This window comes from Pseudomonas sp. 1121_17, from assembly GCF_052850745.1.
Window position 1 is genome coordinate 97,326 of the sequence record NZ_VXCX01000005.1, and the last position, 25,621, is coordinate 122,946.

Annotated in this window: 21 protein-coding genes; 11 read left to right on the plus strand and 10 right to left on the minus strand. The window is 64.0% G+C overall.

From position 1 onward, the window contains the following. The first annotated feature begins 128 nt into the window (after nucleotides 1–128). From FW789_RS12365 to FW789_RS12385, 5 genes are all read left to right on the plus strand, one after another. Nucleotides 129–2,402: a heavy metal translocating P-type ATPase gene (locus FW789_RS12365; protein WP_446431503.1), complete on the plus strand. Its 2,274-nt coding sequence runs from the start codon at nucleotides 129–131 to the stop codon at nucleotides 2,400–2,402. A gap of 9 nt (nucleotides 2,403–2,411) precedes the next feature. Continuing rightward, on the plus strand, nucleotides 2,412–3,281 hold the full coding sequence (locus FW789_RS12370; RefSeq protein WP_101315402.1) for a LysR family transcriptional regulator: 870 nt from the start codon (nucleotides 2,412–2,414) through the stop codon (nucleotides 3,279–3,281). Between the two features lie 145 nt (nucleotides 3,282–3,426). After that, nucleotides 3,427–4,491: a putative 2-aminoethylphosphonate ABC transporter ATP-binding protein gene (locus FW789_RS12375; protein WP_446431504.1), complete on the plus strand. Its 1,065-nt coding sequence runs from the start codon at nucleotides 3,427–3,429 to the stop codon at nucleotides 4,489–4,491. 1 nt (nucleotide 4,492) lies between these two features. After that, complete coding sequence (locus FW789_RS12380) at nucleotides 4,493–6,217, plus strand: putative 2-aminoethylphosphonate ABC transporter permease subunit (RefSeq protein ID WP_446431505.1); 1,725 nt, start codon at nucleotides 4,493–4,495, stop codon at nucleotides 6,215–6,217. Between the two features lie 30 nt (nucleotides 6,218–6,247). After that, nucleotides 6,248–7,273, plus strand: coding sequence for a putative 2-aminoethylphosphonate ABC transporter substrate-binding protein (locus tag FW789_RS12385; RefSeq protein WP_446431506.1), 1,026 nt, complete (start codon nucleotides 6,248–6,250; stop codon nucleotides 7,271–7,273). Between the two features lies 1 nt (nucleotide 7,274). Here FW789_RS12385 and FW789_RS12390 read toward each other — a convergent pair whose 3' ends face one another. Next, a complete protein-coding gene (locus tag FW789_RS12390) occupies nucleotides 7,275–8,639 on the minus strand; it encodes a GTPase/DUF3482 domain-containing protein (protein WP_181088331.1) in 1,365 nt (454 codons plus the stop codon). Further along, nucleotides 8,632–10,023: a DUF2868 domain-containing protein gene (locus FW789_RS12395; RefSeq protein WP_446431507.1), complete on the minus strand. Its 1,392-nt coding sequence runs from the start codon at nucleotides 10,021–10,023 to the stop codon at nucleotides 8,632–8,634. Before FW789_RS12395 ends, FW789_RS12390 begins: the two co-directional genes overlap by 8 nt. 54 nt (nucleotides 10,024–10,077) lie before the next feature. On the opposite strand from FW789_RS12395, the gene FW789_RS12400 reads away from it, so the two are divergent. After that, on the plus strand, nucleotides 10,078–10,593 hold the full coding sequence (locus FW789_RS12400; RefSeq protein WP_446431508.1) for a dihydrofolate reductase: 516 nt from the start codon (nucleotides 10,078–10,080) through the stop codon (nucleotides 10,591–10,593). Nucleotides 10,594–10,626: 33 nt separating this feature from the next. Here FW789_RS12400 and FW789_RS12405 read toward each other — a convergent pair whose 3' ends face one another. Then, nucleotides 10,627–12,018 carry an L-cystine transporter gene (locus tag FW789_RS12405; RefSeq protein WP_411563979.1) on the minus strand — a complete coding sequence of 464 codons (1,392 nt, stop codon included), beginning with the start codon at nucleotides 12,016–12,018 and terminating at the stop codon, nucleotides 10,627–10,629. 247 nt (nucleotides 12,019–12,265) lie between these two features. Beyond that, nucleotides 12,266–14,107 (minus strand): dihydroxy-acid dehydratase, encoded by a 1,842-nt coding sequence (gene ilvD, locus FW789_RS12410; protein WP_314877034.1) that lies wholly within the window; start codon nucleotides 14,105–14,107, stop codon nucleotides 12,266–12,268. Nucleotides 14,108–14,598: 491 nt separating this feature from the next. On the opposite strand from ilvD, the gene mgtE reads away from it, so the two are divergent. Next, nucleotides 14,599–15,654, plus strand: coding sequence for a magnesium transporter (gene mgtE, locus FW789_RS12415; RefSeq protein ID WP_186701173.1), 1,056 nt, complete (start codon nucleotides 14,599–14,601; stop codon nucleotides 15,652–15,654). Between the two features lie 55 nt (nucleotides 15,655–15,709). Here mgtE and FW789_RS12420 read toward each other — a convergent pair whose 3' ends face one another. Next, nucleotides 15,710–16,906, minus strand: coding sequence for a class I SAM-dependent rRNA methyltransferase (locus FW789_RS12420; protein ID WP_103435664.1), 1,197 nt, complete (start codon nucleotides 16,904–16,906; stop codon nucleotides 15,710–15,712). Nucleotides 16,907–17,158: 252 nt separating this feature from the next. On the opposite strand from FW789_RS12420, the gene FW789_RS12425 reads away from it, so the two are divergent. Further along, entirely contained in the window at nucleotides 17,159–17,977 is an 819-nt protein-coding gene (locus FW789_RS12425; RefSeq protein WP_181003832.1) for an HDOD domain-containing protein, read from the plus strand. A gap of 3 nt (nucleotides 17,978–17,980) precedes the next feature. Then, complete coding sequence (gene mutM, locus FW789_RS12430; RefSeq protein ID WP_101315427.1) at nucleotides 17,981–18,793, plus strand: bifunctional DNA-formamidopyrimidine glycosylase/DNA-(apurinic or apyrimidinic site) lyase; 813 nt, start codon at nucleotides 17,981–17,983, stop codon at nucleotides 18,791–18,793. Nucleotides 18,794–18,799: 6 nt separating this feature from the next. Here the strand turns inward: mutM and ggt are convergent, their stop codons facing one another. From ggt to FW789_RS12450, 4 genes are all read right to left on the minus strand, one after another. Next, the gene (ggt, locus tag FW789_RS12435) at nucleotides 18,800–20,482 is read right to left on the minus strand and encodes a gamma-glutamyltransferase (protein ID WP_431606901.1); all 1,683 of its coding nucleotides are present in this window, start codon (nucleotides 20,480–20,482) and stop codon (nucleotides 18,800–18,802) included. After that, nucleotides 20,482–20,733, minus strand: a complete 252-nt coding sequence (locus tag FW789_RS12440; protein WP_101315429.1) for a YfhL family 4Fe-4S dicluster ferredoxin — start codon at nucleotides 20,731–20,733, stop codon at nucleotides 20,482–20,484. The genes ggt and FW789_RS12440 overlap by 1 nt, the downstream gene beginning before the upstream one ends. Nucleotides 20,734–20,843: 110 nt before the next feature. Then, nucleotides 20,844–21,323: a pantetheine-phosphate adenylyltransferase gene (gene coaD, locus FW789_RS12445; RefSeq protein WP_101315431.1), complete on the minus strand. Its 480-nt coding sequence runs from the start codon at nucleotides 21,321–21,323 to the stop codon at nucleotides 20,844–20,846. Between the two features lie 126 nt (nucleotides 21,324–21,449). Further along, a complete protein-coding gene (locus FW789_RS12450; RefSeq protein ID WP_446431509.1) occupies nucleotides 21,450–22,880 on the minus strand; it encodes a coniferyl aldehyde dehydrogenase in 1,431 nt (476 codons plus the stop codon). Nucleotides 22,881–23,026: 146 nt separating this feature from the next. On the opposite strand from FW789_RS12450, the gene FW789_RS12455 reads away from it, so the two are divergent. Further along, complete coding sequence (locus tag FW789_RS12455) at nucleotides 23,027–23,692, plus strand: TetR/AcrR family transcriptional regulator (protein ID WP_181105829.1); 666 nt, start codon at nucleotides 23,027–23,029, stop codon at nucleotides 23,690–23,692. Nucleotides 23,693–23,723: 31 nt separating this feature from the next. Then, nucleotides 23,724–24,578 carry a sulfurtransferase gene (locus FW789_RS12460; RefSeq protein ID WP_181105828.1) on the plus strand — a complete coding sequence of 285 codons (855 nt, stop codon included), beginning with the start codon at nucleotides 23,724–23,726 and terminating at the stop codon, nucleotides 24,576–24,578. A gap of 12 nt (nucleotides 24,579–24,590) precedes the next feature. Here the strand turns inward: FW789_RS12460 and FW789_RS12465 are convergent, their stop codons facing one another. Beyond that, nucleotides 24,591–25,583: a hydrolase gene (locus FW789_RS12465; protein WP_103435668.1), complete on the minus strand. Its 993-nt coding sequence runs from the start codon at nucleotides 25,581–25,583 to the stop codon at nucleotides 24,591–24,593. Nucleotides 25,584–25,621 lie beyond the last annotated feature (38 nt).

The window sequence follows — 25,621 nt, forward strand, 5'->3', positions numbered from 1 at the left end:
TCCTCTGCAGATGGCTTGACCCTATAGTGGCTACAGGGTGTTCACTTGGCAATAACTACCCTGTGACCGAGCGTCTTTGCCGCGCAAAGGCTGCTCAAGGGATCGGCGCATCAGCTAAGGACGACTCCATGAACCAGCCTGTCAGCCATGACCACGCGCATGACCATGACGCCCATAACCACGGCCATGAGCACCAGAATGCGCATGCCGCCAAGAGCGCTTGCCAAGACACCAAAGCCCACAGCTGCTGTGGCGGCGAGCCTGCTCCTGCGCTGGTGCAACTGACCGAGCAGGCCAGCAGCGATGCGCAGCTCAGCCGTTTTCGCATCCAGGCCATGGACTGCCCGACCGAGCAAGGTTTGATCCAGGACAAGCTGGGCAAGATGGCCGGTATCGAGCAGCTTGAATTCAACCTGATCAACCGTGTGCTCGGCGTGCGCCATACGCTGCAAGGCACGGACGCAATCGAGCGGGCGGTCGACAGCCTGGGCATGCGCGCCGAGCCGCTGACTGACGATGAAGACAGCGCCGCTGCGCCTGCCGCCAAGACCCACTGGTGGCCGCTGGCACTGTCGGCAGTGGCGGCAATTGCCGCCGAAATCGTGCACTTCAGCGCGCTAGCGCCGGAGTGGGTGGTGGCCTTGCTGGCCTTGGCAGCCATTCTTGGCTGCGGTCTGGGCACCTACAAAAAGGGCTGGATCGCGCTGAAAAACCGCAACCTCAACATCAACGCGCTAATGAGCATCGCGGTGACCGGCGCCGTATTGATCGGCCAATGGCCCGAGGCGGCGATGGTGATGGTGCTGTTCACCGTTGCCGAGTTGATCGAAGCGCGCTCGCTGGACCGCGCGCGCAACGCCATCGGCGGCTTGATGCAGCTGACCCCGGACATGGCCACCGTGCAGCAGGCCGATGGCCAGTGGCTTGAGGTGGAAGTGCGTGGTGTAGCGCTCGGCGCGTTGGTGCGGGTGCGTCCTGGCGAGCGCATCGGCCTCGACGGGGAAGTGCTCAGCGGGCAATCGAGTGTCGATCAGGCGCCGATCACCGGCGAAAGCCTGCCCGTGGAGAAGGTTGTAGGCGACAAGCTGTTCGCTGGCACCATCAACCAGGAAGGCGCGCTGGAGTACAAAGTTACTGCCCTTGCCGGCCAGTCAACCCTGGCGCGGATCATCAAGGCTGTGGAAGAAGCGCAGGGCGCGCGTGCGCCGACCCAGCGCTTTGTTGATCAGTTCTCGCGCATCTACACCCCGGTGGTGTTTGCCCTGGCCCTGGCCGTGGCGATTCTGCCACCGCTGCTGATGGGCGGCGTCTGGTTTGACTGGATCTATCGTGCACTGGTCCTGCTGGTAGTGGCGTGCCCATGTGCACTGGTGATTTCGACCCCGGTGACGATTGTCAGTGGCCTTGCCGCCGCCGCGCGCAAGGGCATTCTGATCAAGGGCGGGGTGTATCTGGAGGGCGGGCGCAAGCTGGACTTCCTGGCCCTGGACAAGACCGGCACGATCACCCATGGCAAACCGGTGCAGACCGATTTCAGCGCGCTTGATCCGCTCTTTGCAGACCGCGCCCAGGCGCTGGCTGCCAGCCTCGGCGAGCGCTCCGACCACCCGGTATCGCGGGCCATCGCGCAGTTTGCCCAAGCGCAGCAGCTGCCGTTGAGCGACGTCAGCAACTTCGCCGCGCTGTCCGGGCGCGGTGTGCGTGGCGAGATCGACGGCCAGCTGTACCACCTGGGCAACCATCGCCTGGTCGAAGAGCTGGGCCTGTGCTCGCCGCAACTGGAAGCGCAACTCGATACGCTGGAGCGCCAAGGCAAGACCGTGGTTCTGCTGCTCGATAGCAGCGGCCCGCTGGCGCTGTTCGCCGTAGCCGATACCGTCAAGGACAGCAGCCGCCAGGCGATTGCCGAATTGCATGAGCTGGGTATCAAAACGGTCATGCTGACCGGTGATAATCCGCACACCGCGCAAGCGATCGCTGCCCAGGTAGGTATCGACCGAGCCGAGGGCAACCTGCTGCCAAGCGACAAGCTGAAGACCATCGAAGCGCTCTACGCCCAAGGGCACCGGGTCGGCATGGTCGGCGACGGCATCAACGATGCACCGGCACTGGCCCGCGCTGAAATCGGCTTCGCCATGGCGGCAGCGGGAACCGACACGGCGATTGAAACCGCCGATGTGGCCCTTATGGACGACGACTTGCGCAAAATCCCGGCATTCGTCAGGCTTTCTCGCGCCAGCGCGGCCATCCTCACCCAGAACATCGTCCTGGCGTTGGGGATCAAGGCGATCTTCCTGGTGGTTACCTTTACCGGCATGGCCACCCTGTGGATGGCGGTCTTCGCCGACATGGGCGTGAGCCTGCTGGTAGTGTTCAACGGTCTGCGCCTGCTGCGCAAATAAGGGATCTGCATGCTGAGTTCCGAGCTCAAGGCCTTCTACATGGTTGCCCGCCTGGGCAGCATCACCCAGGCCGCGAAGAAGCTCGGGCTCAGCCAGCCCACGGTGACCACGCAGATTCGCCAGCTGGAAAGCCACTACGCGGTGGAGCTGTTCTACCGCGGTGGGCGCCGGCTGGTATTGAGCGAGAGCGGCGCGCGCCTGCTACCGATGGTCAAGACCTTGCTGCAGCAGGAAGCGGACATCGAGTTCGAGCTACGCAACAGCGGCCAGGCCCAGGGCAGTCTGCGCATCGCCGCCACCGCGCCGTATTACATTCTCGACCTGGTGAAAATTTTTCGCCAACGCCTGCCGCAGGTGGACGTAGCGGTGGAAATCGGCAACTCGCAACAGGTGCTGGAGATGCTCGAAGACTATCGCGTGGATGTCGCCGCATCCTCGCAACTGGTCGAGGATGCACGGCTGGTGCGGCGAGTGCTGGGTACGGACCCGCTGGTGGTGGCCGTGCACCGCAGCCATCCGTTGGCGCAACGGCAGACGCTGGCCATCGATGCCCTGGCCGGTCATTGCCTGCTGATGCGCGAGCAGGGTTCAACCACGCGGCTGATGACCGAACAGATGCTTGCCGGGCGTGGGGTCAAGGTCGGCACCTTGCTTGAGATCGGCAGCCGCGAGTCGATCCGCGAGGCCGTGCTGCGCAACATCGGCATCAGCATCATCGCCCGCCATGAGGTACCGCATAACCCCGAGCTGGCCGTGCTCACCCTGGAAGGTGCACCGGTCATGCACGAGTACCTGTATTGCCTCAAGGAGCGGCGCCAGGCGCGCCTGCCAGCGGCGTTTCTTGGTGTCGCGCAGGAAGTATCGGGCATTCAGTTGTAAGTGCTGCGGCAGGCTTCCTTACGCAAAGGCCAGCACGGCCACTCCCAAATCTGCCTATGGCACTATCGCCAGCTTTGCCCTGAACGCCACAGAACCTTCGCATTGCCTCCCTAGCATGGCGTCTATCTGATCACGAGGCCTGGCCATGACCCACGCTACCCCTACACCTGGCGCACCGGTAAAAGTGCGCGGTCTCGACAAACGCTTCGGCGCCTTCGCTGCGCTGAACAACGTTTCCCTGGATATCGGTGCCGGCGAGCTGGTGTGCCTGCTCGGGCCGTCCGGCTGCGGCAAGACCACCCTGCTGCGTTGCATCGCCGGCCTCGAGCGGCAAGACCGTGGCGAGCTGTACCTGGGCGAGCGCGACATCTCCGAGCTGCCGCCGCAGGCCCGCGACTACGGCATCCTGTTCCAGTCCTATGCGCTGTTCCCCAACCTCACGGTCGAGGCCAACATAGCCTACGGTCTGAATGCCAGCAGCCGCGACCAAGCGCGCCAGCGGGTCGGGCAGATGCTTGAGTTGGTCGGCCTGCTTGGCAGCGAGAAGAAATATCCAAGCCAGTTGTCCGGTGGTCAGCAACAGCGGGTGGCGTTAGCCCGCGCCCTGGCCCCGGCGCCGTCTTTGTTATTGTTGGACGAGCCGATGTCGGCGCTGGATGCGCGGGTACGTGAGCACCTGTGTGGCGAGCTGCGCCAACTGCAGCGCCAGCTCGGAATCACCACCCTGATGGTCACGCACAACCAGGACGAAGTCATGTTGATGGCCGACCGCATAGCCGTGATGAACAACGGCCAGGTCGAGCAGTACGACACCCCGCAAGCGATCTACGACCGGCCGGCCACGCCATTCGTGGCCGAGTTCGTTGGCCAGGGCAACTGGCTGCCGTTCCAGCGCAACAGTGCCAGCCACGCCCAGGTCGGCGGGATGAACCTGCGCCTGGCCGCCAATGCCGGTGCGGCCAGCAGCGGTCGGCTGTTCTGTCGCCCTGAGGCGATCACGGTCAACCCGCTGGTGCATGAAGAAAACCTGTTCCCGGCCAAGGTGCGCGAAGTTACCTTCCTCGGTAACCGTTGCCGCATGGCCTTTGAGCTGCACACTCTGCCGGGGCATACCCTACTTGCCGAGCTGGCGCCGGAGGCCATGCCGCGCCTTGGTTCTCAGGACATCTGGGTGGCGCTGCCGCCGCAGAGCCTGCAGGTGTTTGCCTGAGATGGCCGGGCCAATCTCCATGCCCTTGAACCTGGCCACGGCGGACCGAGGCAACGGCGTTGCGCTGGCCGACCGGATCTTTGTGCTCGGCGGCAAAAGCCTGCTGCTGGTGCTGCTGATCGTGGCAGTGTTGCTGCCGCTGCTGGCGATCTTCTGGCGCGGCTTCAGCGGCGACGCCGGCCAGGGCGGCGGCTTGCTGGCAGCACGGGAGCTGTTTGCCAGCGCCAACTTCCGCTGGCTGCTCGGTAACAGCCTGGCAGTTGCCTTCACCGTGGCCGCTATCGTCATACCGTTGGCGTATCTGTTTGCCTACGCCCTGCAGCGCACCTTGATCCCGGCCAAACCACTGTGGCGGGGGGTTTCCCTGCTGCCGTTGTTGGCCCCGTCGATGTTGCCGGCGATTGCGCTGGTCTATCTGTTCGGCAACCAGGGCCTGCTGCGCAGCCTGCTCAACGACAACATCTACGGCTTCTGGGGCATCGTTGTCGGTGAGGCCATCTATACCTTCCCGCATGCCTTGATGATTCTGCTGTCAGCGCTGTCGCTGGCCGATGCGCGGCTGTTCGAAGCGGCTTCGAGCATGGGCGCGGGACCAGTGCGGGCATTCTTCAGCGTGACTTGGCCGGCGACCCGCCAGGCCGTGTTTGCCGCGTTCTGCCTGGTGTTCACCCTGACCATCACCGACTTCGGTGTGCCAGTGGTGGTGGGCGGTGACTATCAGGTGCTGGCGCTGGAAGCCTACAAAGCCGTGGTAGGGCAGCAGCAGTTTGGCCGAGGTGCACTGATCGGCATGGTCCTGCTGCTGCCGGCGCTGTTCAGTTTTGCTGTCGATGCCTGGCTCCGCCGGCGCCAGGGCCAGGCCATGAGTGGCCGGGCGCAGGTGTTCGAGCCCAAGCCGTCGCGCCGTCGCGATGCTGTATTTCTCCCGGTGGTGGTACTGGTGTGCAGCGTGCTGCTGGCGGTGGTGGGCATGGCGGTGTATTCGTCGCTGGTTACCTTCTGGCCTTACAACTTGTCGCTGTCGTTCAAGCACTACCTGTTTGAAGACACCGCCGGCGGTGGCTGGCTGGCCTATCGCAACAGTGTGAGCATGGCGCTGTGCACGGCCTTGATCGGCAGCCTGGTGATCTTCGTTGGCGCCTACCTGATGGAAAAAACCCAGGGCCAACGGCTGCTCAACCAGTCGCTGCGACTGCTCAGTTTCATTCCGATGGCGGTGCCGGGGCTGGTGTTGGGCCTGGGTTACGTCTTCTTCTTCAACCTCGCCAGCAACCCGCTGCACGTGTTCTACGGCAGCATGACCCTGTTGGTGGTGTGCACCATTGCGCACTATCTAACTACCGCACAGATGACCGCAACCACCGCCCTGCGCCAGCTCGACGGCGAATTCGAAGCCGCAGCGCTGTCGCTCAAGGCGCCGCTGTACCGGCATTTTCTGCGGGTCAGCCTGCCGATCTGCCTGCCGGCCTTGCTCGACATCATCCGCTACCTGTTCGTCTCGGCGATGACCACGGTGTCGGCGGCGATCTTCCTCTACAGCCCCGACACCGTCCTCGCCGCCGTGGCGGTGTTGAACATGGACGATGCCGGCAACGTTGGCGGCGCTGCGGCGATGTCGACGCTGATCCTGCTCACCAGTGCTACCGCTTCGTTGCTGCTGGCCGCCGCCTCGCGCGGCCTGCTGCGCCGCTCCCAGGCCTGGCGCCAATCCGCGCCCGGCCATTGACTGCCTGCCCACCCTGAAAGGAACCGCACCATGTTCAAGCCAGTTGCCCTTGCTGCTGCCATCAGCGCCTTTTTCAGCCTGCAGGTGTCTGCCGCAGAGACTCAGCTGACGGTCTACACCGCGCTCGAAGCCGAGCAGCTGAAGACCTACAAGCAGGCCTTCGAAAAGGCCAACCCGGACATCGAGATCAAGTGGGTGCGCGACTCCACCGGGATCATTACCGCCAAGCTGCTGGCCGAGAAAGACCGCCCGCAGGCTGATGCAGTGTGGGGCCTGGCGGCGTCCAGCCTGGCCATTCTCGACCAGCAGAAAATGCTCGAAGCCTATGCGCCGAAGGACCTGGCGACGATCTCGAAGAACTACCGCGACGCCGCCAATCCGCCGGCCTGGGTGGGCATGGATATATGGGCCGCGACCATTTGCTTCAACACCGTCGAGGCCGAGAAGCAGGGTCTGAGCAAGCCGGTCAGCTGGCAAGACCTGACCAAGCCTGAGTACAAGGGCAAGATCGTCATGCCCAACCCGGCCTCATCGGGCACTGGTTTCCTCGACGTCAGCGCCTGGCTGCAGACCTTTGGCGAGCCGCAGGGCTGGGCTTACATGGACGGCCTGCACCAGAACATCGGCCAGTACGTTCACTCCGGCTCCAAGCCGTGCAAGCTGGCGGCATCGGGTGAGTTCCCGATCGGCATCTCCTTCGAGTACCCGGCCGTGCAGCTCAAGCGCCAGGGCGCGCCGCTGGACATCATCCTGCCCAAGGAGGGCCTGGGCTGGGAGATTGAAGCCACTGCAGTGATCAAGGGCACGCCCAAGGCCGCTGCCGCCAAGCGCCTGGCAGACTTCTCGGCCAGCCCTGCGGCGATGGACCTGTATAAGGAGAACTTCGCCGTGCTCGCTGCCCCCGGCATTGCCAAGCCGCAGACCGAGTTGCCGGCAGACTATGAGCAGCGCCTGATCAAAAACGACTTTGCCTGGGCCTCGCAGAACCGCGACAAGATCCTTGCCGAGTGGCGCAAGCGCTACGACGGCAAGTCAGAGAAGGTCGCCCAGCAGTAACTCAAAGCTGTTCGAGCAACTGCTCCAGTTGCTCCTGGCGCTCGGCCTGATTGAGCCGTGCGCCAGGGTTTAGCGACGACCACTGCGGGTGTGCCCGGGCCCTGTGCAGGGCTTCGGGCAGCTTGCCCTCGCGCCAGGCCTTGTCATCCCCCGCCTGCAGCTGAATGCTCTGCTGCGCCGCATGGCCGCGGCTGTCCAGGGCCTTGAGAAGCTGCTGCTGACGCAACGCCAGCAGCCGCAGCACAGCGTCATCCACGGTCAATTCCCGCTGGCCCTTGAGCTTGCCGAGCAAGCGCGAGCCGTAGCTGCGTGCGGTTTGCAGTGCGCCGCCAGCGATTGCACCGGCCAGCGCAGCGGCGCCCAGGGTCAGCCCGCCGACCAGCAAATCAACGCCGGCGCCCGCGGCTGCACCGGCAGCAACGCCGCTGCCCAGGCGCACACCAAGCAGTTTCAAGGTTTCCGGGTTGAACAGATCATCGCCCCAGCGCCCATCCAGCAACGGCAAGTCGCCTGCGCTGGCGTCTTCGCGGCGGAACGCATACAGCTTGAGCAACCCCTCGACACAGCGTTGCTCGCGCTGGCGCACTGCTTGGCGCAGGGCTTCGATCGCCTGCGCTTCGGCCGCCGGTTGGGCCTCGACGCTACGCCGGCAGGCGGCACAATCGAGCAACAGTTCGGCGATCAGGCGCTTGGCGCTGTGCTGGCGGGCCAGGCGCTGTGCCTGCTGATCCTCGATCAGCCGTTGCAGGGCGGGACGTGACTCTTCCAGCAGCAGCGCGAGGCTTTCATACAGGCGGCGCTCGCCGTCCTCCGGCGGGGCCACGCTATCAAACCGCACCAGTGCATGCAGGCCCAGCCGTGCCAGGGCTTCGCGCCATTCCGGCTCGCGGTGCTCGCTGCTGGCGACAAAGTTGAGCACCGGCAGCAGCGGTCGCCCGCAGCTGGCCAGCACTTCCAGTTCATCACGGTATTTGGCCAATACCGGCTCACGGGCATCGATCACATACAGCCCAGCATTGCTGGCGAGCAACTGGCGCAGCACCTTGGCTTCCTGTTCGAAACGCTGACGGGCTTCGCTGCCTTGCAGAAAGCGCTCGAGCCGGGCCGGGCCATCCAGCCGTTCGCCGGGCCGTTCCAGGCGTTCGAGATAGTCGAGCAGGGCGATGGCATCTTCCAACCCTGGCGTGTCGAACAGGTCCAGCAACGGCTCGCCATCCACCGACAGCCGCGCACCTTCGACGTGGCGGGTGGTGCTGGGACGATGCGAGACTTCGCCGAAACCGACGTCACGGGTCAGCGTGCGCAGGAGCGAGGTCTTGCCGACATTGGTGTGGCCGACCACGGCCAGTTTCAGCGGCTCAGTCATGGCCTTGCTCCAACCAGTTCAAAGGGGCACTGTCGGCATAGGGCAGGCCGAGGCGGTCGAGGGCTTCGTGCCAGTCGCTCAGGCGCGCCCTGTCCAAGGTCTGCCCGGTAAGCGCCGGCAGCAGCCAGATCCTCGTGGCGCCTGCGTTGCGCGCCAGTTCGGCGAGCAGCGCCAGGCTGCCACGGTCTGGAGAGCGGCGCGGGTCGCAGGCGATGGCCAGGCGGGCCGGCGGGAAGCGGCTGAGTTGCTCAAGCAGCTTGTTGCGCGACTCGCGGCTGTCGAGCAGGCCGGCGTCGCTCACTCCCGCCGGCAACGCTGGCGGCCAGGGGCGTTGATCATCCAGTTCCAGGCCGACCAGCACTGCACCGCTGGCGCTGGCGTCCAGGTGCCCGGCGTGAAACTCCGGCAGTAATTCCGGTGCTGCGTCCTGCACGCCCAGCCGTTCGCTGCTGGGCATCAGCGCTTCGCGCAAGTGCGCATAACCGGGCAGGCTCACGTCCAGTTGCAGCCGATTACGGCCCTGGCGCCAGCGCCACAGGCACAGCAGCGCCAGCAGCAGGCGCGGCAGCAGGCCATACACCAGCACCACCCCAAGCAACCAGCTGGCCCAGGCCTGGCGCGCTATATCCAGCGCCGGCAGGGTCGCGCCGCTGGCGCGGATCATCGCTTCGTCCGGCACGGCAAAGCCGAGCAGCGAGGGCAGGGCGCCAAGGATGTGGGTCAGGGTAATGAACGGCTCGGCGGCGAGCAGGGTAGTTTCCCAGACAAAGCCGTAACGGCGGGTTGCCAGCAATGCCAGCAGCATGACCACTGCGGCAATCATCGCCAACAGCCACAGGCCATGCACCAGGGCACCGAGCAACCAGCGGTTGAGGCGCTTACGTTGCAGCAGCACTACCAGCGCCGGCGCCAGGTGCGCGGCCTTGGCGTCGCGGGCGAAGCGCTCGCTCAGCCACAGCCACAGCCGGCCCAGGGTTGCCCCTTGCTCGCCGGCGAACAGCAGGCCGCCTGCCCAGCCGATCAGCATCAGCAGGTTGAGCCCGAGCAGGCTGCCCAGTGCCCAGAACACATTGACCGGGCGTTGACCATCGCCAAGCGCGGCCAGTCCGAGGCCGGCGCCGCTGACTACCGCCAGCATCATCATTGCCAGCAGGGCCAGCCGCGCGCCTTGTTTCCAGTGGCGCAACGCCTCGGCCAGGCCATCGCGTTCGGCCAGCCACAGGGCGCGGGTTTCGATCCGCGCAGCAAGGTCGCCGCCTTGCTGGCGGGCGCGGCGGTTGGCTTCCTGATCTTCCAGAGGGCCGGCATGTTCCTCGCGCAGGCGGACCGCTTCGGTGAGCCAGCGCTTGTCGAGTGGAGTGGGTGCAGTCACAAGGTCTTCCAATGCACAGGTCAGGGCACAAGCTTAACCCAGTCACGGTTTGCTATCCTCGTCTGCATGAAGACATCTCTCCCCCTCAGCCTGATCGCGGCCTGCGCCAGCAACCGCGTGATCGGCATCGACAACTCCATGCCCTGGCACCTGCCGGGGGACTTCAAATACTTCAAGGCAACCACCCTCGGCAAGCCGATCATCATGGGCCGCAAGACCTGGGATTCGCTGGGCCGGCCGCTGCCAGGGCGGCTGAACATCGTCGTCAGCCGCCAGCCTGGCTTGCAGTTGGAAGGCGCCGAGGTGTTCCCCTCGCTGGAGCAGGCGCTGGCACGTGCCGAGCAATGGGCACACGAGCAGGGCGTCGATGAGCTGATGCTGATTGGCGGCGCGCAGTTGTACGCGCTGGCGCTGGAGCAGGGGCTGGTCAGCCGCATGTACCTGACCCGGGTCGAACTGTCGCCGCAGGGCGATGCGTGGTTCCCGGAGTTCGACGCGCAGCAGTGGACACTGGATTCGAGTGAAGCCCAGGCGGAACAAGGCAAGCCTGGCTATTACTTCGAGGTGTGGAACAAGCGTTGATAGACAAGGGCCGCGATGCGGCCCTTGTGCGTTTCAGGTGTGGCTCAGCTCGGCGTGCTGCTCATCGTCCAGCACGGCCTTGTCGGTACTCTTGAGCAACTGGCTGGTGACCACGCCTGCGGTCATCGAGCCATTCACGTTCAACGCGGTGCGGCCCATGTCGATCAGCGGCTCGACCGAGATCAACAGCGCCACCAGCTCGACCGGCAGGCCCATCGCCGGCAGCACGATCAACGCGGCGAAGGTCGCGCCGCCACCCACACCTGCGACACCCGCCGAGCTCAAGGTGACGATGGCGATCAAAGTGGCAATCCACAGCGGATCGAAGGTATCGATGCCCACCGCTGGCGCCACCATCACCGCCAACATGGCCGGATAGAGGCCGGCACAGCCGTTCTGGCCGATGGTTGCGCCAAACGATGCGCTGAAGCTGGCGATCGATTGCGGCACGCCCAGGCGCCGGGTCTGTGCTTCGATATTGAGCGGAATGCTCGCCGCACTGGAGCGGCTGGTGAAGGCGAAAGTCAGCACCGGCCAGACCTTGCGCAAAAAGCGCAGTGGGCTGACTCCGGTGGCGGCCAGGATCAGGCCATGTACCACGAACATCAGGCCCAGGCCGAGGTACGACACCAGCACGAAGCTGCCCAGCTTGAGGATGTCTTCGATGTTCGAGCTGGCGACCACCTTGGTCATCAACGCTAGCACGCCGTACGGGGTCAGCTTCATCACCAGGCGCACCAGGCGCATGACCCAGGCTTGCAGGGTGTCGATGGCCGACAGCGCGCGTTCGCCTTTTTCGCGGTCATCCTTGATCAGTTGCAGTGCCGCCAGGCCAACGAACACGGCGAAGATCACCACGCTGATGATCGAGGTCGGCTTGGCCCGGGCCAGATCGGCAACCGGATTGCTCGGCACGAACGACAGCAGTAGCTGCGGGATATTGAGGTCGGCGACCTTGCCGGCATAGTCACTCTGGATCGCCTGCAGCCGCGCCGCTTCGGGGATGCCCGCGACAAGGCCCTCGGCGCTGAGGCCGAACAGGTTGGTCAGCAATACACCAATCAAGGCTGCGATGGCAGTGGTCAGCAGCAATGTGCCGATGCTCAGCACACTGATCCGGCCCAGCGCCGAGGCATTGTGCAGGCGCGCAACCGCACTGAGGATCGAGGCAAAGATCAGCGGCATGACGATCATCTGCAACAGTCCGACATAGCCGTTACCGACCAGATCGAGCCAACCGATGGTGGCCTTGAGCACCGGATGCCCTGCGCCGTAAACAGTGTGCAAGGCCAGGCCGAACCCTACGCCCATGACCAACCCGAGCAGGACCTTCTTGGCCAGGCTCCAATCGGTGCGGCGGGTTTGCGCCAGGCCCAGCAGCAGGGCCAGAAACGCCAGCAGATTAAGTGACAACGGCAGGTTCATTACAGCTCCGGGATCTAAATAGGGGGCTTCGCGTCTGGGCGCGATTGCGAACGTAAATGCTAACAGCTTGAAAACAAACGAATTTATACCTGAATGGAATGTGCTTATGCCGGTATGGAATAACAACGTCTTGGACGTCGCAATAAACAAACCGTTTCACCTGATGAGCGCTGCCTGAGCGGGAAGGCTGGGTATAGGCGAAAAAAAACCGGCGCACCAGGCGCCGGTCTGTTTTTGCCGAAAAACCTTACAGGCCGTCGAGCAACGCCTTGTCGCGCACAGCACCCTTGTCGGCACTGGTCGCCAGCAGCGCGTAAGCCTTCAGCGCCGTGGTGACTTTGCGCGGACGCACTTCCACCGGCTTCCAGCCCTTCTTGTCCTGCTCGGCGCGGCGGGTGGCCAGCTCCTCATCGCTGACCAACAGGTTGATCGAGCGGTTGGGGATGTCGATCAACACCTTGTCGCCATCGCGCACCAGGCCAATCGCGCCACCGGCAGCGGCTTCAGGCGAAGCGTGGCCGATCGACAGGCCCGAGGTACCGCCAGAGAAGCGGCCGTCGGTGAGCAGGGCGCAGGCCTTGCCCAGGCCTTTGGACTTCAGGTACGAGGTCGGGTAGAGCATCTCTTGCATGCCCGGGCCGCCTTTCGGGCCTTCGTAACGGATGATCACGATGTCGCCGGCCTGTACTTCATCGGCCAGAATGCCGCGCACAGCGCTGTCCTGGCTCTCGAAGATCTTCGCGTTGCCCTCGAACACGTGGATCGATTCGTCAACACCGGCAGTTTTCACCACGCAGCCATCAAGGGCGATGTTGCCGTACAGCACGGCGAGGCCGCCTTCTTGCGAATAGGCATGCTCGAAGCTGCGGATGCAGCCGTTTTCACGGTCGTCGTCGAGGGTTTCCCAACGGGTCGATTGGCTGAACGCGGTCTGCGTCGGGATGCCACCAGGGCCGGCCTTGAAGAAGGTGTGCACAGCTTCATCGTCGGTCTGGGTGATATCCCATTTGGCGATGGCTTCTTCCATGCTCGGACTGTGCACGGTCGGCAGGTCGGTGTGCAGCAGGCCGCCACGGGCCAGCGAGCCGAGGATGCTGAAGATGCCGCCGGCGCGGTGGACGTCTTCCATGTGGTACTTCTGAATGTTCGGCGCAACCTTGCACAGCTGCGGCACCTTGCGCGACAGCCGGTCGATATCACGCAGGTCGAACTGGACCTCACCTTCCTGGGCTGCAGCGAGCAGGTGCAGGATGGTGTTGGTCGAGCCGCCCATGGCGATGTCGAGCATCATGGCGTTTTCGAACGCCTTGAAGTTGGCGATGTTGCGCGGCAGCACCGAGGCGTCGTTGTCGCCGTAGTAGCGTTTGCACAGCTCGACGATGGTACGGCCGGCAGTGAGGAACAGCTGCTCACGGTCGGAGTGGGTGGCCAGGGTCGAACCGTTGCCAGGCAGGGCCAGGCCGAGTGCTTCGGTCAGGCAGTTCATCGAGTTGGCGGTGAACATGCCGGAGCACGAGCCACAGGTCGGGCAGGCGCTGCGCTCGTACTCGGCGACTTTTTCATCGCTGGCGGTAGAGTCGGCGGCGATGACCATAGCGTCGACCAGGTCCAGGCCGTGGCTGGCGAGTTTGGTCTTGCCAGCTTCCATCGGACCGCCGGAGACGAAGATCACCGGGATGTTCAGGCGCAGTGCAGCCATGAGCATGCCAGGGGTGATCTTGTCGCAGTTGGAGATGCACACGATGGCGTCGGCGCAGTGGGCGTTGACCATGTACTCGACCGAGTCGGCGATGATCTCGCGGCTGGGCAGCGAATAGAGCATGCCGTCGTGGCCCATGGCGATGCCATCGTCGACCGCAATGGTATTGAACTCTTTGGCCACGCCACCGGCGCGCTCGATCTCGCGAGCGACCAGTTGGCCCAGGTCCTTGAGGTGCACATGCCCAGGGACGAACTGGGTGAACGAGTTGGCGATGGCGATGATCGGTTTCTTGAAGTCTTCGTCCTTCATCCCGGTTGCGCGCCACAGGGCACGGGCACCGGCCATGTTGCGGCCGTGGGTGGAAGTCTTGGAACGATAATCAGGCATGAAGCACTCCTGGCGGCTGAATCAGGTCAGAAAAAAGGGAAGTGAGCTTCTCTTGTCCTTTGCACCGCAGGCCGGTTGCCACTGGCACGGATGAGGTCGAAAACACTACGGGATCGCCGCAAGCTCGACCAGAGCTCATAAACCCGCCGGGGATGACTGGCGATGAATAGGCCGATTCTACACCGCTGCGGCCGTGAAGGGAGGCCGATGTGCCGGGTGGATATCGGCTAGGTGTTGGCCGAACTGTCGTAGGAGCTTTCCCAAATGCGTACAACCGGGCAATTGCGTGCTGACGTCCCCGCGTCAGCTGCCTATTATCGCCGCGCCGCATGTGCGGCTCGACGAGATACACCCTCAATGGACCTTCCCAGTTTTCAGTTCATCACGAACCTGCATTCTGGCACTGAGCGCGCTGGCGCCAGGGCTGCCGAAGGCTTGCACCTGAGAGGGTGAGGGCTGCAGGCGCCCGCGTCGGCGCCTGGAGACACCGCATGCACTACTCCCCTGATTTTGTAGAGGCGCAAGCCAACCAGCGCCGCGCCGCCCAGGCTCGACGTGACCAACTGTTGCAGTCGCAGCGCCATCCGGCCGGCACCGCCGGTGCGCTGATGATCAGCCATTACTCGAGCCTGGACAGCGGTTTGAGCGCCAGCCAGGCAATCGACATGCTGCGCCGCGAGGCGGCCGATGCCGAAACCATCTACCAGTCCTATGTGCTCGATGAGCAGCGCAACCTGCTCGGCACCGTGTCGCTGCGCGAGCTGATCCTGGCAGCACCCGAGGCGGCGATTGAACAGGTCATGGTGCGCAATATCATCAGCGTCAGCGTGCACACCTTGCAGGAAGAGGTGGCGCGGTTGATTCGCCTGCATGACCTGCTGGCGGTGCCAGTGCTCGACGACGACGGCCGCCTGGTCGGTCTGGTGACCTGTGACGAAGCGTTGGATGTGGTGGTGGAAGAAGCCACCGAAGACTTCCACAAGGGCGCGTTGATCGCCAATCACGTTGGTAACCTGCGCGATGCAACTCTGGGTTTGCTCTACCGCAAACGTGTGCTGTGGTTGGTGCTGCTGGTGTTCGGCAACCTGTTCTCGGGCGCGGGCATCGCTGCGTTCGAGGAAACCATCGCTGCGCATATCGCCCTGGTGTTCTTCCTGCCTTTGCTGGTCGACAGCGGCGGCAATGCTGGTGCGCAGTCGGCAACCCTGATGGTACGAGGCCTGGCGACGGGCGAGGTGGTCATGGCGGACTGGTTGCGGATGCTTGGCCGCGAGTGCGGCGTGGCCCTGGCGCTGGGTGCGACCATGGCAGTGGCGGTAGCTTCGCTGGGGATGTTGCGCGGCGGTGCGGATATCGCCTTTATCGTCGCCAGCAGCATGCTGGTGATCGTCTTGATCGGCAGCCTGATTGGCATGAGCCTGCCGTTTCTGCTCAGCCGGATCAATCTCGACCCAGCCACGGCGAGCGGGCCGTTGGTGACGTCGGTGGCTGATGCAGTGGGGGTGTTGATCTACTTCGGCATTGCTTCGCAGGTGCTGGATATCTGAGCAGCAGCGATGACAGCGACCAGGCGTCGCTGCCATCGCGCATCAAGCCAGCGGCTTAGCTGTTGGGCAGCAAGCGGCAGGTGATGCTCTTGATGTAGCGGGTTTCAGGGATCGCCGGGTGCACCGGGTGATCAGGGCCCTGACCGCCGCGCTCGAGCAACTGCAGGTTGCGGTCGAGATGGCGGGCGCTGGTCAGCAGGATGTTGTTGAGGTCGTCTTCGGGCAAGTGCATCGAGCACGAAGCGCTGACCAGAATGCCGTCCTTGTTGAGCAGGCGCATGGCTTGCTCGTTCAGGCGACGGTAGGCGCCTTCGCCGTTTTTCAGGTCTTTCTTGCGTTTGATGAAGGCGGGTGGGTCGGCGATGATCACGTCGAAGCGCTCTTCAGCGGCCTTCAGCTCGCGCAGTGCTTCGAACACGTCACCTTCGATGCAGGTCAGCTTGTCGCCGATGCCATTGAGTGCCGCGTTGCGCTCGACACCGTCCAGAGCAAAGCTTGAGGCATCCACGCAGAACACTTCGCTGGCGCCGAACACACCGGCCTGCACGCCCCAGCCACCGATGTAGCTGAACAGGTCGAGCACACGCTTACCTTTGGCATACGGCGCCAGGCGGGCACGGTTCATGCGGTGGTCGTAGAACCAGCCGGTCTTCTGCCCTTCACGCACCGGGGCTTCGAACTTGACGCCGTTCTCTTCCAGGGCGACCCAGTCCGGCACTTCACCGTAAACGGTTTCGACATAACGCTGCAGGCCTTCGGCATCGCGCGCGGCGGAGTCGTTCTTGAACAGGATGCCGCTCGGCTTGAGCACCTGCACCAGGGCGGCGATCACGTCGTCCTTGTGCTGCTCCATGGTCGCCGAGGCCAGCTGCACCACGAGGATGTCGAAGAAACGGTCGACGACCAGCCCTGGCAGCAGGTCGGAATCACCGTAGACCAGGCGGTAGCACGGCTTGTCGAACAGGCGCTCACGCAGCGACAGGGCTACGTTGAGTCTGTGCACCAGCAGCGATTTGTCCAGCTGCAGCTTGATGTCACGCGACAGCAAGCGCGCGCAGATCAGGTTGTTCGGGCTCAGCGCGACGATGCCCAGCGGTTTGCCGTTGGCCGCCTCGAGCACAGCCTGCTGGCCGGCTTGCAGGCCTTGCAGTGGCGTCGCGGCAACATCGATTTCGTTGCTGTAGACCCACAGATGGCCGGCGCGCAGGCGGCGATCGGCATTGGCTTTGAGGCGTAGGCTGGGCAGGGACATGACGTCGCTCCGGAAAAAAGAGCGGGATTATAGCCTGTTGCCCGGCACGCCGCTGCGATGGATGACGAAGCGCTGCGCGGGCTGCAGCCGGCGCTGACACCTTAGGTAGCAATCTTGGCCAGCGCCGCGATCAAGCAGCGGTTGGTGCGTTGGGGCACGCCGGGGTTAGAATCGGCTGACCTAATCGAGTGTGTACGTATGTCCCAGGAACTCAGCGCCGAACAGATCCAGCACGCCTTGCAGGGCATCACCATTCCGCCGCAGCCGCAGATCATGGTCGACCTGCAGTTCGAGCAGTACATGCCCGACCCCGATCTGGAAACCATTGCCAAGCTGATCGCGCAGGATCCGGGGCTGTCGGGTGCCTTGCTCAAACTGGTCAATTCGCCGCATTTTGGCCTGAGCAACAAGATTGGCTCGATCCAGCGTGCGGTCAACCTGCTCGGCAGCCGCTCGATCATCAACCTGATCAACGCACAGTCGATCAAGGGCGAGATGAGCGATGAGACCATCGTTACCCTCAACCGCTTCTGGGACACCGCCCAGGACGTGGCGATGACCTGCCTGACCCTGGCCAAGCGGGTCGGCATTCAAGCAGCGGACGAAGCCTACACGCTGGGCCTGTTCCACGATTGCGGCGTGCCGTTGATGCTCAAGCGCTTCCCCAACTATATGGAAGTGCTCGAAGAGAGCTACGCGAAAGCCGATGAGCAGACCCGCGTGGTCGATACCGAGAATCGTGCGTTCAACACCAATCACTCGGTGGTGGGTTACTTCACCGCCAAGTCCTGGCGCCTGCCCGAGCACATCAGCGCGGCCATCGCCAACCACCACAACGCGCTGGCGGTGTTCCGCGACGAAACCTCGCGCAATACCCAGAGCCAGCTGAAGAACCTGCTGGCAGTGCTGAAGATGGCCGAGCACATCTGCTCTTCGTATCAGGTGCTGGGCAATCAGTCGGTCGATCACGAGTGGAACGCCATCAGCGCCCTTGTGCTTGATTACATCGGCCTGTCCGACTACGACTTCGAGAACCTCAAGCAGACCATTCGCGAACTGGGCGGGCGCTGACTGATGCCTGAATTGCCAGAAGTCGAAACCACCCGCCGGGGTATTGCGCCGTACCTTGAGGGCCAGCGCGTCAGTCGCGTGGTGGTGCGCGAGCGGCGTCTGCGTTGGCCGATCCCGGATGACCTCGATGTACGGTTGTCCGGGCAGCGTATCGTCAGCGTCGAGCGGCGGGCCAAATACCTGTTGATCAACGCCGAGGTCGGCACGCTGATCAGCCATCTGGGCATGTCGGGCAACCTGCGCCTGGTCGAGCTGGGTTTGCCGGCGTCTCGCCATGAACACGTCGATATCGAACTCGAATCCGGGCTGGCGCTGCGCTACACCGACCCGCGCCGCTTTGGTGCGATGCTCTGGTCGCTTGATCCGCTCAAGCATGAATTGCTGCTGCGGCTGGGGCCGGAGCCACTGACCGAGCTGTTTGACGGCGACCGCCTGTTCAAGCTGTCACGTGGGCGGGTGATGGCGGTCAAGCCGTTCATCATGGACAACGCGATCGTGGTCGGGGTGGGCAACATCTACGCGACCGAAGCGCTGTTCGCCGCCGGCATCGATCCGCGCCGTGAGGCGGGCGGTATTTCCCGGGGGCGTTATCTGAAGCTGGCGCTGGAGATCAAACGGGTGTTGGCAGCGGCCATCGAGCGTGGCGGCACCACCTTGCGCGACTTTGTTGGCGGCGATGGCCAGCCGGGCTATTTCCAGCAGGAGCTGTTTGTCTATGGTCGCGGCGGCATGCCCTGCAAGGTATGTGGCACTGACTTGCGCGAGCTCAAGCTGGGCCAGCGCGCCAGTGTGTATTGCCCGCGCTGCCAACGCTGACGCCGCTCAGGGCAGCACCAGTGCCTGGCCAACGCCACGCGGGTCGCTGGCAGCTTCAACGCTGCCAGCCTGCTTGTTCCAGTACAGCACCTGCTGGTTGCCATAGCTGCGACCAAGATCCTTCAGGCGATAGCCGCGCGCTTCCAGCTGGGCTTGCTCGGCAGCACTGAACGCACCCGGCTCGTGCTCGACTACATCCGGCAGGTACTGATGGTGATAGCGCGCAGTTGCCGGCCAATCCTGCACCGGTTGGCCCTGTAGAAAGCCCATCATCGACAACAGCACCATGCTCGGAATGCGGCTGCCGCCCGGCGTGCCGAAGCTGGCGAACTGGGTCGGGCTCTCGATAAAGCTTGGGCTCATGCTCGACAGCGGCCGCTTGCCCGCCGCTACGGCGTTGGCCTGGCTGCCGGCCAGGCCGTAGCTGTTGCTGCCACCTGGGTCGGCGGCAAAGTCGTCCATTTCGTTGTTCAGCACGACGCCGGTACCGGCTACGGTGAACGCCGCACCAAACGGCAGGTTGACCGACAGCGTCGCGGCGAGGGCATTGCCCTCGGCATCGATCACTGCAAAATGCGTGGTGTGATCGCCTTCGCGCCAGGCCGGCGCGGGCGGCAGGGCACTGCTTGGGGTGGCTTGATAGACGTCGATACCGTCGGTCAGACCGGTCAGGTAACTGCGTGCCAGCAGCTTGTTGATTGGGTTGCTGACGTAATCGGGGTCACCCAGCAGGCCGCGGTCGCGGTAGGCACGGCGCAATACTTCGAGTACATAGTGGCTGCGCTGGACCGGCTCGGCGCTCTGCCACGGCAGGCGTTGGAGCATCGCCAGGCTTTGCGCCAGAGCAACACCGCCGGCCGAGGGCGGTGGGCTGCTGATCAGCTCGCGCTGGTCGGCCAGCGTGAAACGCAAAGGCTCGCGCCAGACGCTGCGATAGCTGGCCAGGTCGTCGAGGCTCCAAATACCGCCCGCCTGGCGTACACCCGCCACCAGCCGCTGCGCCATCTGGCCGCGATAGAAACCATCGCGGCCGTGGGCGGCAAGCTGTTGCAGGGTAGCTGCCAGTTCGGGCTGGCGGATCAGTGTGCCCAGTGCCGGCACCTGATTGTCACGCAGGAACAGCTGCGCGCTCTGCGCATCCTCACGCAACGCTGCAAGACGCATCTGCGCCCGGTCGCGATAGACCCGGTCAACGGCAAAACCCTCATTTGCGAGGCGAATGGCCGGCGCGAGGCTGTCCTTGAGCGGCAGTTTGCCGTGGGCGTTGGCCAGATCAGCCAGGGCTTGCGGCAGGCCAGGGATTGCAGCGGCCAATGGACCGTTGATCGACAGGCTCGGGCTGAGCTTGTCATCTTTCAGGTACATGTCGGCGGTTGCGGCGCCGGGCGCACGCTCGCGGGCATCGAGAAAACGGTAGCGGGGCGTTTCGCCGGCTTCACGCAGCAGGAAGAAGCCACCACCGCCCAGCCCGGAACCATAAGGCTCGACCACGGCCAGCGCAGCGCTGACGGCAATCGCGGCATCGAAGGCATTGCCGCCCTGTTCGAGAATCAAGCGGGCGGCAGCGGTCGCTTCGGCGTGCGGGCTGGCAATCGCAGCGCGGCCAGGCGCCTGGGCCTGGGCGGCCGTCGCCAGCAGTGTGACAACCGCACCAAGCGCCGCCCGGCGCAAACCGCGCAGGCTGATCACTAGGCTTTGCCGGTGATCCGCTGATACTTGGCCATCAGCTCGTCGGTGGTTTCCGGGTGCGCTTCATCCAGCGGGATGCAGTCGACCGGGCAGACCTGCTGGCACTGCGGCTCGTCATAATGGCCAACGCACTGGGTGCACAGGTTCGGATCGATCACGTAGATCTCTTCACCTTGGGAGATGGCAGCGTTCGGGCACTCGGGTTCGCAGACGTCGCAGTTGATGCAATCGTCGGTGATGATCAGGGACATGGGGACTCCGGCCGGGGCTCTGGGCCCGGGCATGTTTCAGACCTAATGGCCGCAATTGTGCCGCAATCGCGCCCGCAGTGCACGCGGGCGCGACGTTCAGGCGCTGCAGATCACTTCTTGAAGCGTTCGGTGAGGGCCTCGGCCACTGCTGGATGAACGAACTTGGTGATGTCTCCGCCCAGCGCGGCGATCTCTCTGACCAGGGTCGAGGAGATGAACGAGTAACGTTCCGAAGGCGTCAGGAACAGGCTTTCGACGTCGGGCGCCAGTTGCCGGTTCATGTTCGCCAGCTGGAACTCGTACTCGAAGTCCGACACTGCACGCAGGCCTCGCAGGAACACATTGGCGTTCTGCTCCTTGGCGAAATGCGCCAGCAGGCTGGAGAAGCCGATGACCTCGACATTGGGCAAGTGGCTGGTGACTTCACGCGCCAGAGCGACCCGTTGTTCCAGCGGGAACAGTGGGTTTTTCTTGGGGCTGGCCGCCACGGCGATGATCACATGATCGAACAGACGCGAAGCGCGCTCGACCAGGTCGCCATGGCCCTTGGTAATCGGGTCGAAAGTACCCGGGTACAACACTCGGTTCATCGCGTCATCCTGGCTGGAGTGCGTTGGGGAGTCGGATGGTAGCGCAGCGACTGCGCCCGGCCAAGTCGCACGGCCTGACCAAGGCACTATAGACAGTCCGGGCAGGGCTTGTCATGCGCGCGCGAGTCAGCGAATGAACAGCTTGTAGACCAGCCGTTGCAGTGCTTTGCCGTACGGCGGATAGATCAGCCGGGCCAGGTTGAGCCGCTGCTTGCTCAGTACTGCCCTGGCGTTGCTGAAGGTCAGGAAGCCGTCGTGACCGTGATAGCGGCCCATGCCCGAAGGCCCGACGCCGCCAAAGGGCAGGTCATCCTGAGCAACATGCAGCAGGGTGTCGTTGATGCACACCCCGCCCGAGTGGCTGTGCTGCAGTACCAACCGCTGCTGCGCACGATCCTGGCCGAAGTAGTACAAGGCCAAAGGCCGCGGCCGCTGATTGATGTAGGCGAGCGCATCGTCGAGCTTGTCGTACGGCACCAGCGGCAGCAGTGGGCCGAAAATTTCGTCCTGCATGATCTGCATGTCGTCGCTCACATCCAGCAGCAGATGCGGCGGCAGGCGGCGACCTTCGCGGCTTTCATGCGGATACAGGTCAAGCACCTGAGCACCTTTGTCGCTGGCATCCGCGAGCAAGTGCACGAGCCGCTGCAGTTGCTGCGGGTTGATGATCGCGCTGTAGTCGCGGTTGCCGGCGATGCTCGGGTACAGGCGGCGCACGGCCTGTCGGTAGGCGTCGGCAAACGCGCCGACACGATCACGCGGTACCAGCACATAGTCGGGCGCGACGCAGGTCTGGCCGGCATTGAGCAGTTTGCCAAAGGCGATGCGCTCGGCGGCACCGGCCAGGGCCGCGTCGGACGAAACGATGACCGGCGACTTGCCGCCCAGCTCCAGCGTTACCGGAGTCAGGTTGTGCGCCGCCGCCAGCATCACCCGCCGGCCGATGCTGGTGGCACCGGTAAACAACAGGTGATCGAACGGCAGGCGAGCAAACGCCTGGCCGACCTCGACCTCCCCCAGCACCACGCTGACCAAGTCCTGGGGAAACACCCGCGCCAGCAGCGCTTGCAGGGCGAGGCCGCTGGCCGGGGTGCTCTCACTGAGTTTGAGCATGACCCGGTTGCCCGCCGCCAGCGCTCCGGTCAACGGGCCAATGGCCAGAAACAGCGGGTAGTTCCACGGCACGATAATGCCGATCACACCCAAAGGCTGGTACTCCACCCGCGCGCTGGCCGGTTGAAAGGCCAGACCGACCTTGCGCCGCGAGGGCTGCATCCAGCGCTGCAGCTGGCGCTCGGCATCGCGCAGGCCTTGCACCGTGGGCAGCAGCTCGGCCAGCAGGGTTTCATCAGCGCTACGCCCGGCAAAGTCGGCATCGATCGCCTCGATCAAGCGCTGTTGGTCTGCCAGCAGCGCTTCGCGCAGGCTTTTCAGCCATTGCCGGCGCTGCGCGGCAGGTGGCGACGGGTTGGCGGCGAACGCCTGTCGCTGCAGGGCGAACGTCGCTTGCAGGTCGAGGTCGGAATGCACAGGAGGCGCGCTCAGGGTTGAAGACATCACAGGCTCCGCGAGGCCGGACAGGTGCTAGAGCTTGTACTCTAATTCGATCAGGATTTCGACCCGTCAGCAGCCTTCAATCGTGCAACCGTGGCTGGATTGACCGTAAGATGCGGTATCGAACTGCCCGTAACCTGGAGCTGAGCATGGCCCCACGCATCAATACCCGTGAGCGCATCGTGCAAAACAGCCTGGAGCTGTTCAACCAGCAGGGCGAGCGCAGCGTCAGCACCAACCACATCGCCGCGCACATGGAAATGTCGCCCGGCAACCTGTACTACCACTTCCCCAACAAGCAGGCGATCATTGCCGTGCTGTTCAGTCAGTACGAAGAGCTGGTCGACAGCTTTCTGCGCCCGCCCCAGAGCCGCGCGGCGACCGTCGAAGACAAACGCTTCTATCTCAAGGCACTGCTCGCGGCGATGTGGAACTACCGCTTTCTGCATCGCGACCTGGAGCACCTGCTTGAGAGCGATCTGGAGCTGGCGGCCCGCTATCGGCGCTTTTCCCAGCGCTGCCTGGTGCAGGGCCAGGCGATCTACCGCGGCTTTGTCGATGCAGGCATCCTCGCCATGGCGCCGGCGCAGATCGAGTCGCTGACCATCAATGCCTGGATCGTGCTGACTTCGTGGGTGCGCTTTCTCAGCACCACCCGCGAACATTCGGCGCATCTGGGTGAAGAAGCTTTCAAGCGCGGCGTCTATCAAGTGCTGGTGCTGGAGCTGGGCTTTGTTACGGCCGATGCGCGCGCTGCCGTCGACGCCTTGTGCGATGAATTTCACATACCTCTCAACCAGGCCCTGGCGCACTGACGCCTTGCTGCCATTCGATCAGGAGATTGCCATGCCCCTCGCGCAGTTGATCACCCCACAGCAATTGGCCGAGCGTCTGGACTCGCCTCGGCTGGTGATTCTGGACTGTCGTTTTGCTCTGGAGGACGTCGATTACGGCCAGCGCAGCTATGCCGAAGGGCACATCGCCGGCGCGCACTTTGCCGATCTTGAGCGCGACCTGAGTGGCAAGGTGGTCAGGGGGCAGACCGGCCGACATCCGTTGCCGGACCCGCAAAGGCTGATCGAGCGGCTGCGCGAGTGGGGGGTGGATAACGACAGCGAGGTGGTGCTGTATGACGACGGCCCGGCTGCCTTCGCCGCGCGCTGCTGGTGGCTGCTGGCTTGGCTGGGCAAGCGCGACGGTGTGTCTATTCTCGATGGCGGGCTCAAGGCCTGGCATGCGGCGCAACTGCCGCTGAGCCTGGATCCGGCGGCCAAGCGCGAGGGCAGCTTCAGCGGTGAGGCCGACATGCAGCTGTTGGTAGATGCTGAGCAGTTGCTGGCCGAGCTGGGCAAGCCCGAGCTGACCCTGCTCGATGCCCGTGGCCTGCCGCGGTTTCGTGGCGAAGTGGAACCGATCGATCCAGTGGCTGGGCATATTCCCGGTGCCAGATGCGCGGCCTTCACCGATAACCTTGGCGCCGATGGCCGTTTTCTGCCGATCGAACAGCTCGAGCAGCGCTTTGCCGAGCAGTTGGCCGGGCGCGCGCCAGAGCAGCTGGTTGCCTACTGCGGCTCGGGGGTGACGGCGTGTCACAACCTGTTTGCCCTGGCGCTGGCCGGCTATCCGTTGGGCCGCCTGTATGCAGGTTCCTGGAGTGAGTGGATCAACGACCCGCAGCGCGGCGTGGCCACTGGCGACTAGGGCCGTCAGCGCTTAACCGCGCTCGGCCAGCCACTGCGGAATGCGCCGCTCAAGGTAATACCCCGGCTTGCGCAGGCTGCCTTCGACAAAGCCTACATGTCCGCCGCGGGCATGCAGTTCGAATTCGGTCTGCGCCGGCAGCTCTTCAGGCGTCGGCAGGCTATGGGTGAACACGAACGGGTCGTCGCTGGCGTGAATGATCAGGGTCGGTGTGCGGTTCTCGCCCAGGTAATAGCGGCTGGATGCTCGCCGATAGTAATCGTGCGCATCGGCAAAGCCGTGCAGCGGCGCGGTGACCTTGCCGTCGAAATCCCAGAACGTGCGCATTTTGCCCAGCGCGCCTAACTGCTCGATCTGGTCCAGCCCCTGCTGCTGGCCGGTGGCGCGAAAGTACTGCTGCTTGTGTTGCACGTAGGCCAGCATCTCGCGCATGAAGTGCGCTTGATAGATTTTCGAAAAACCCAACCCTATGCGGTCGGCGCATTGATCCAGGCGAAACGGCACCGATACCGCGACCGCTGCCTGCAACTGACTGGCGGCGCCGCTCTCACCCAGGTACTTGAGCAGCACATTGCCGCCCAGCGAATAACCTACCGCATACAACGGCGCCAGCGGCCGTTGCGCGCGCAGATGCAGGATGATCTCGGCAAGGTCCTCGCTGGCGCCGGAGTGATAGCTGCGCGCAAGCAGATTCGGCTCACCCGAACAGCCACGCCAGTTGACCGCAACACTGGCCCAGCCGAGCGCCTGCAAGGCATGCTGCAAACCCTTGACGTAGGGCGAGCTGGACGAGCCGGTGAGGCCATGCAGGACCATCACTAACGGCGTGTCGAGCTGATGCGGCCCATACCAGTCGAGGTCGATGAAGTCGCCATCGTTCAGCCAAAGCCGCTCGCGACTGCGGGCCAGCTCCGGCAATCTGCGCCAGAGCGGGCCCCACAAGGTTTGCAGGTGAGGGTTGGTCAGGCCGGTGGCCGGGCGAAACTGGACAGTGTGGCTGGGCATGCTGGGGCGGCTCGTGATGTGCCTGCCTAGAGTGCCAT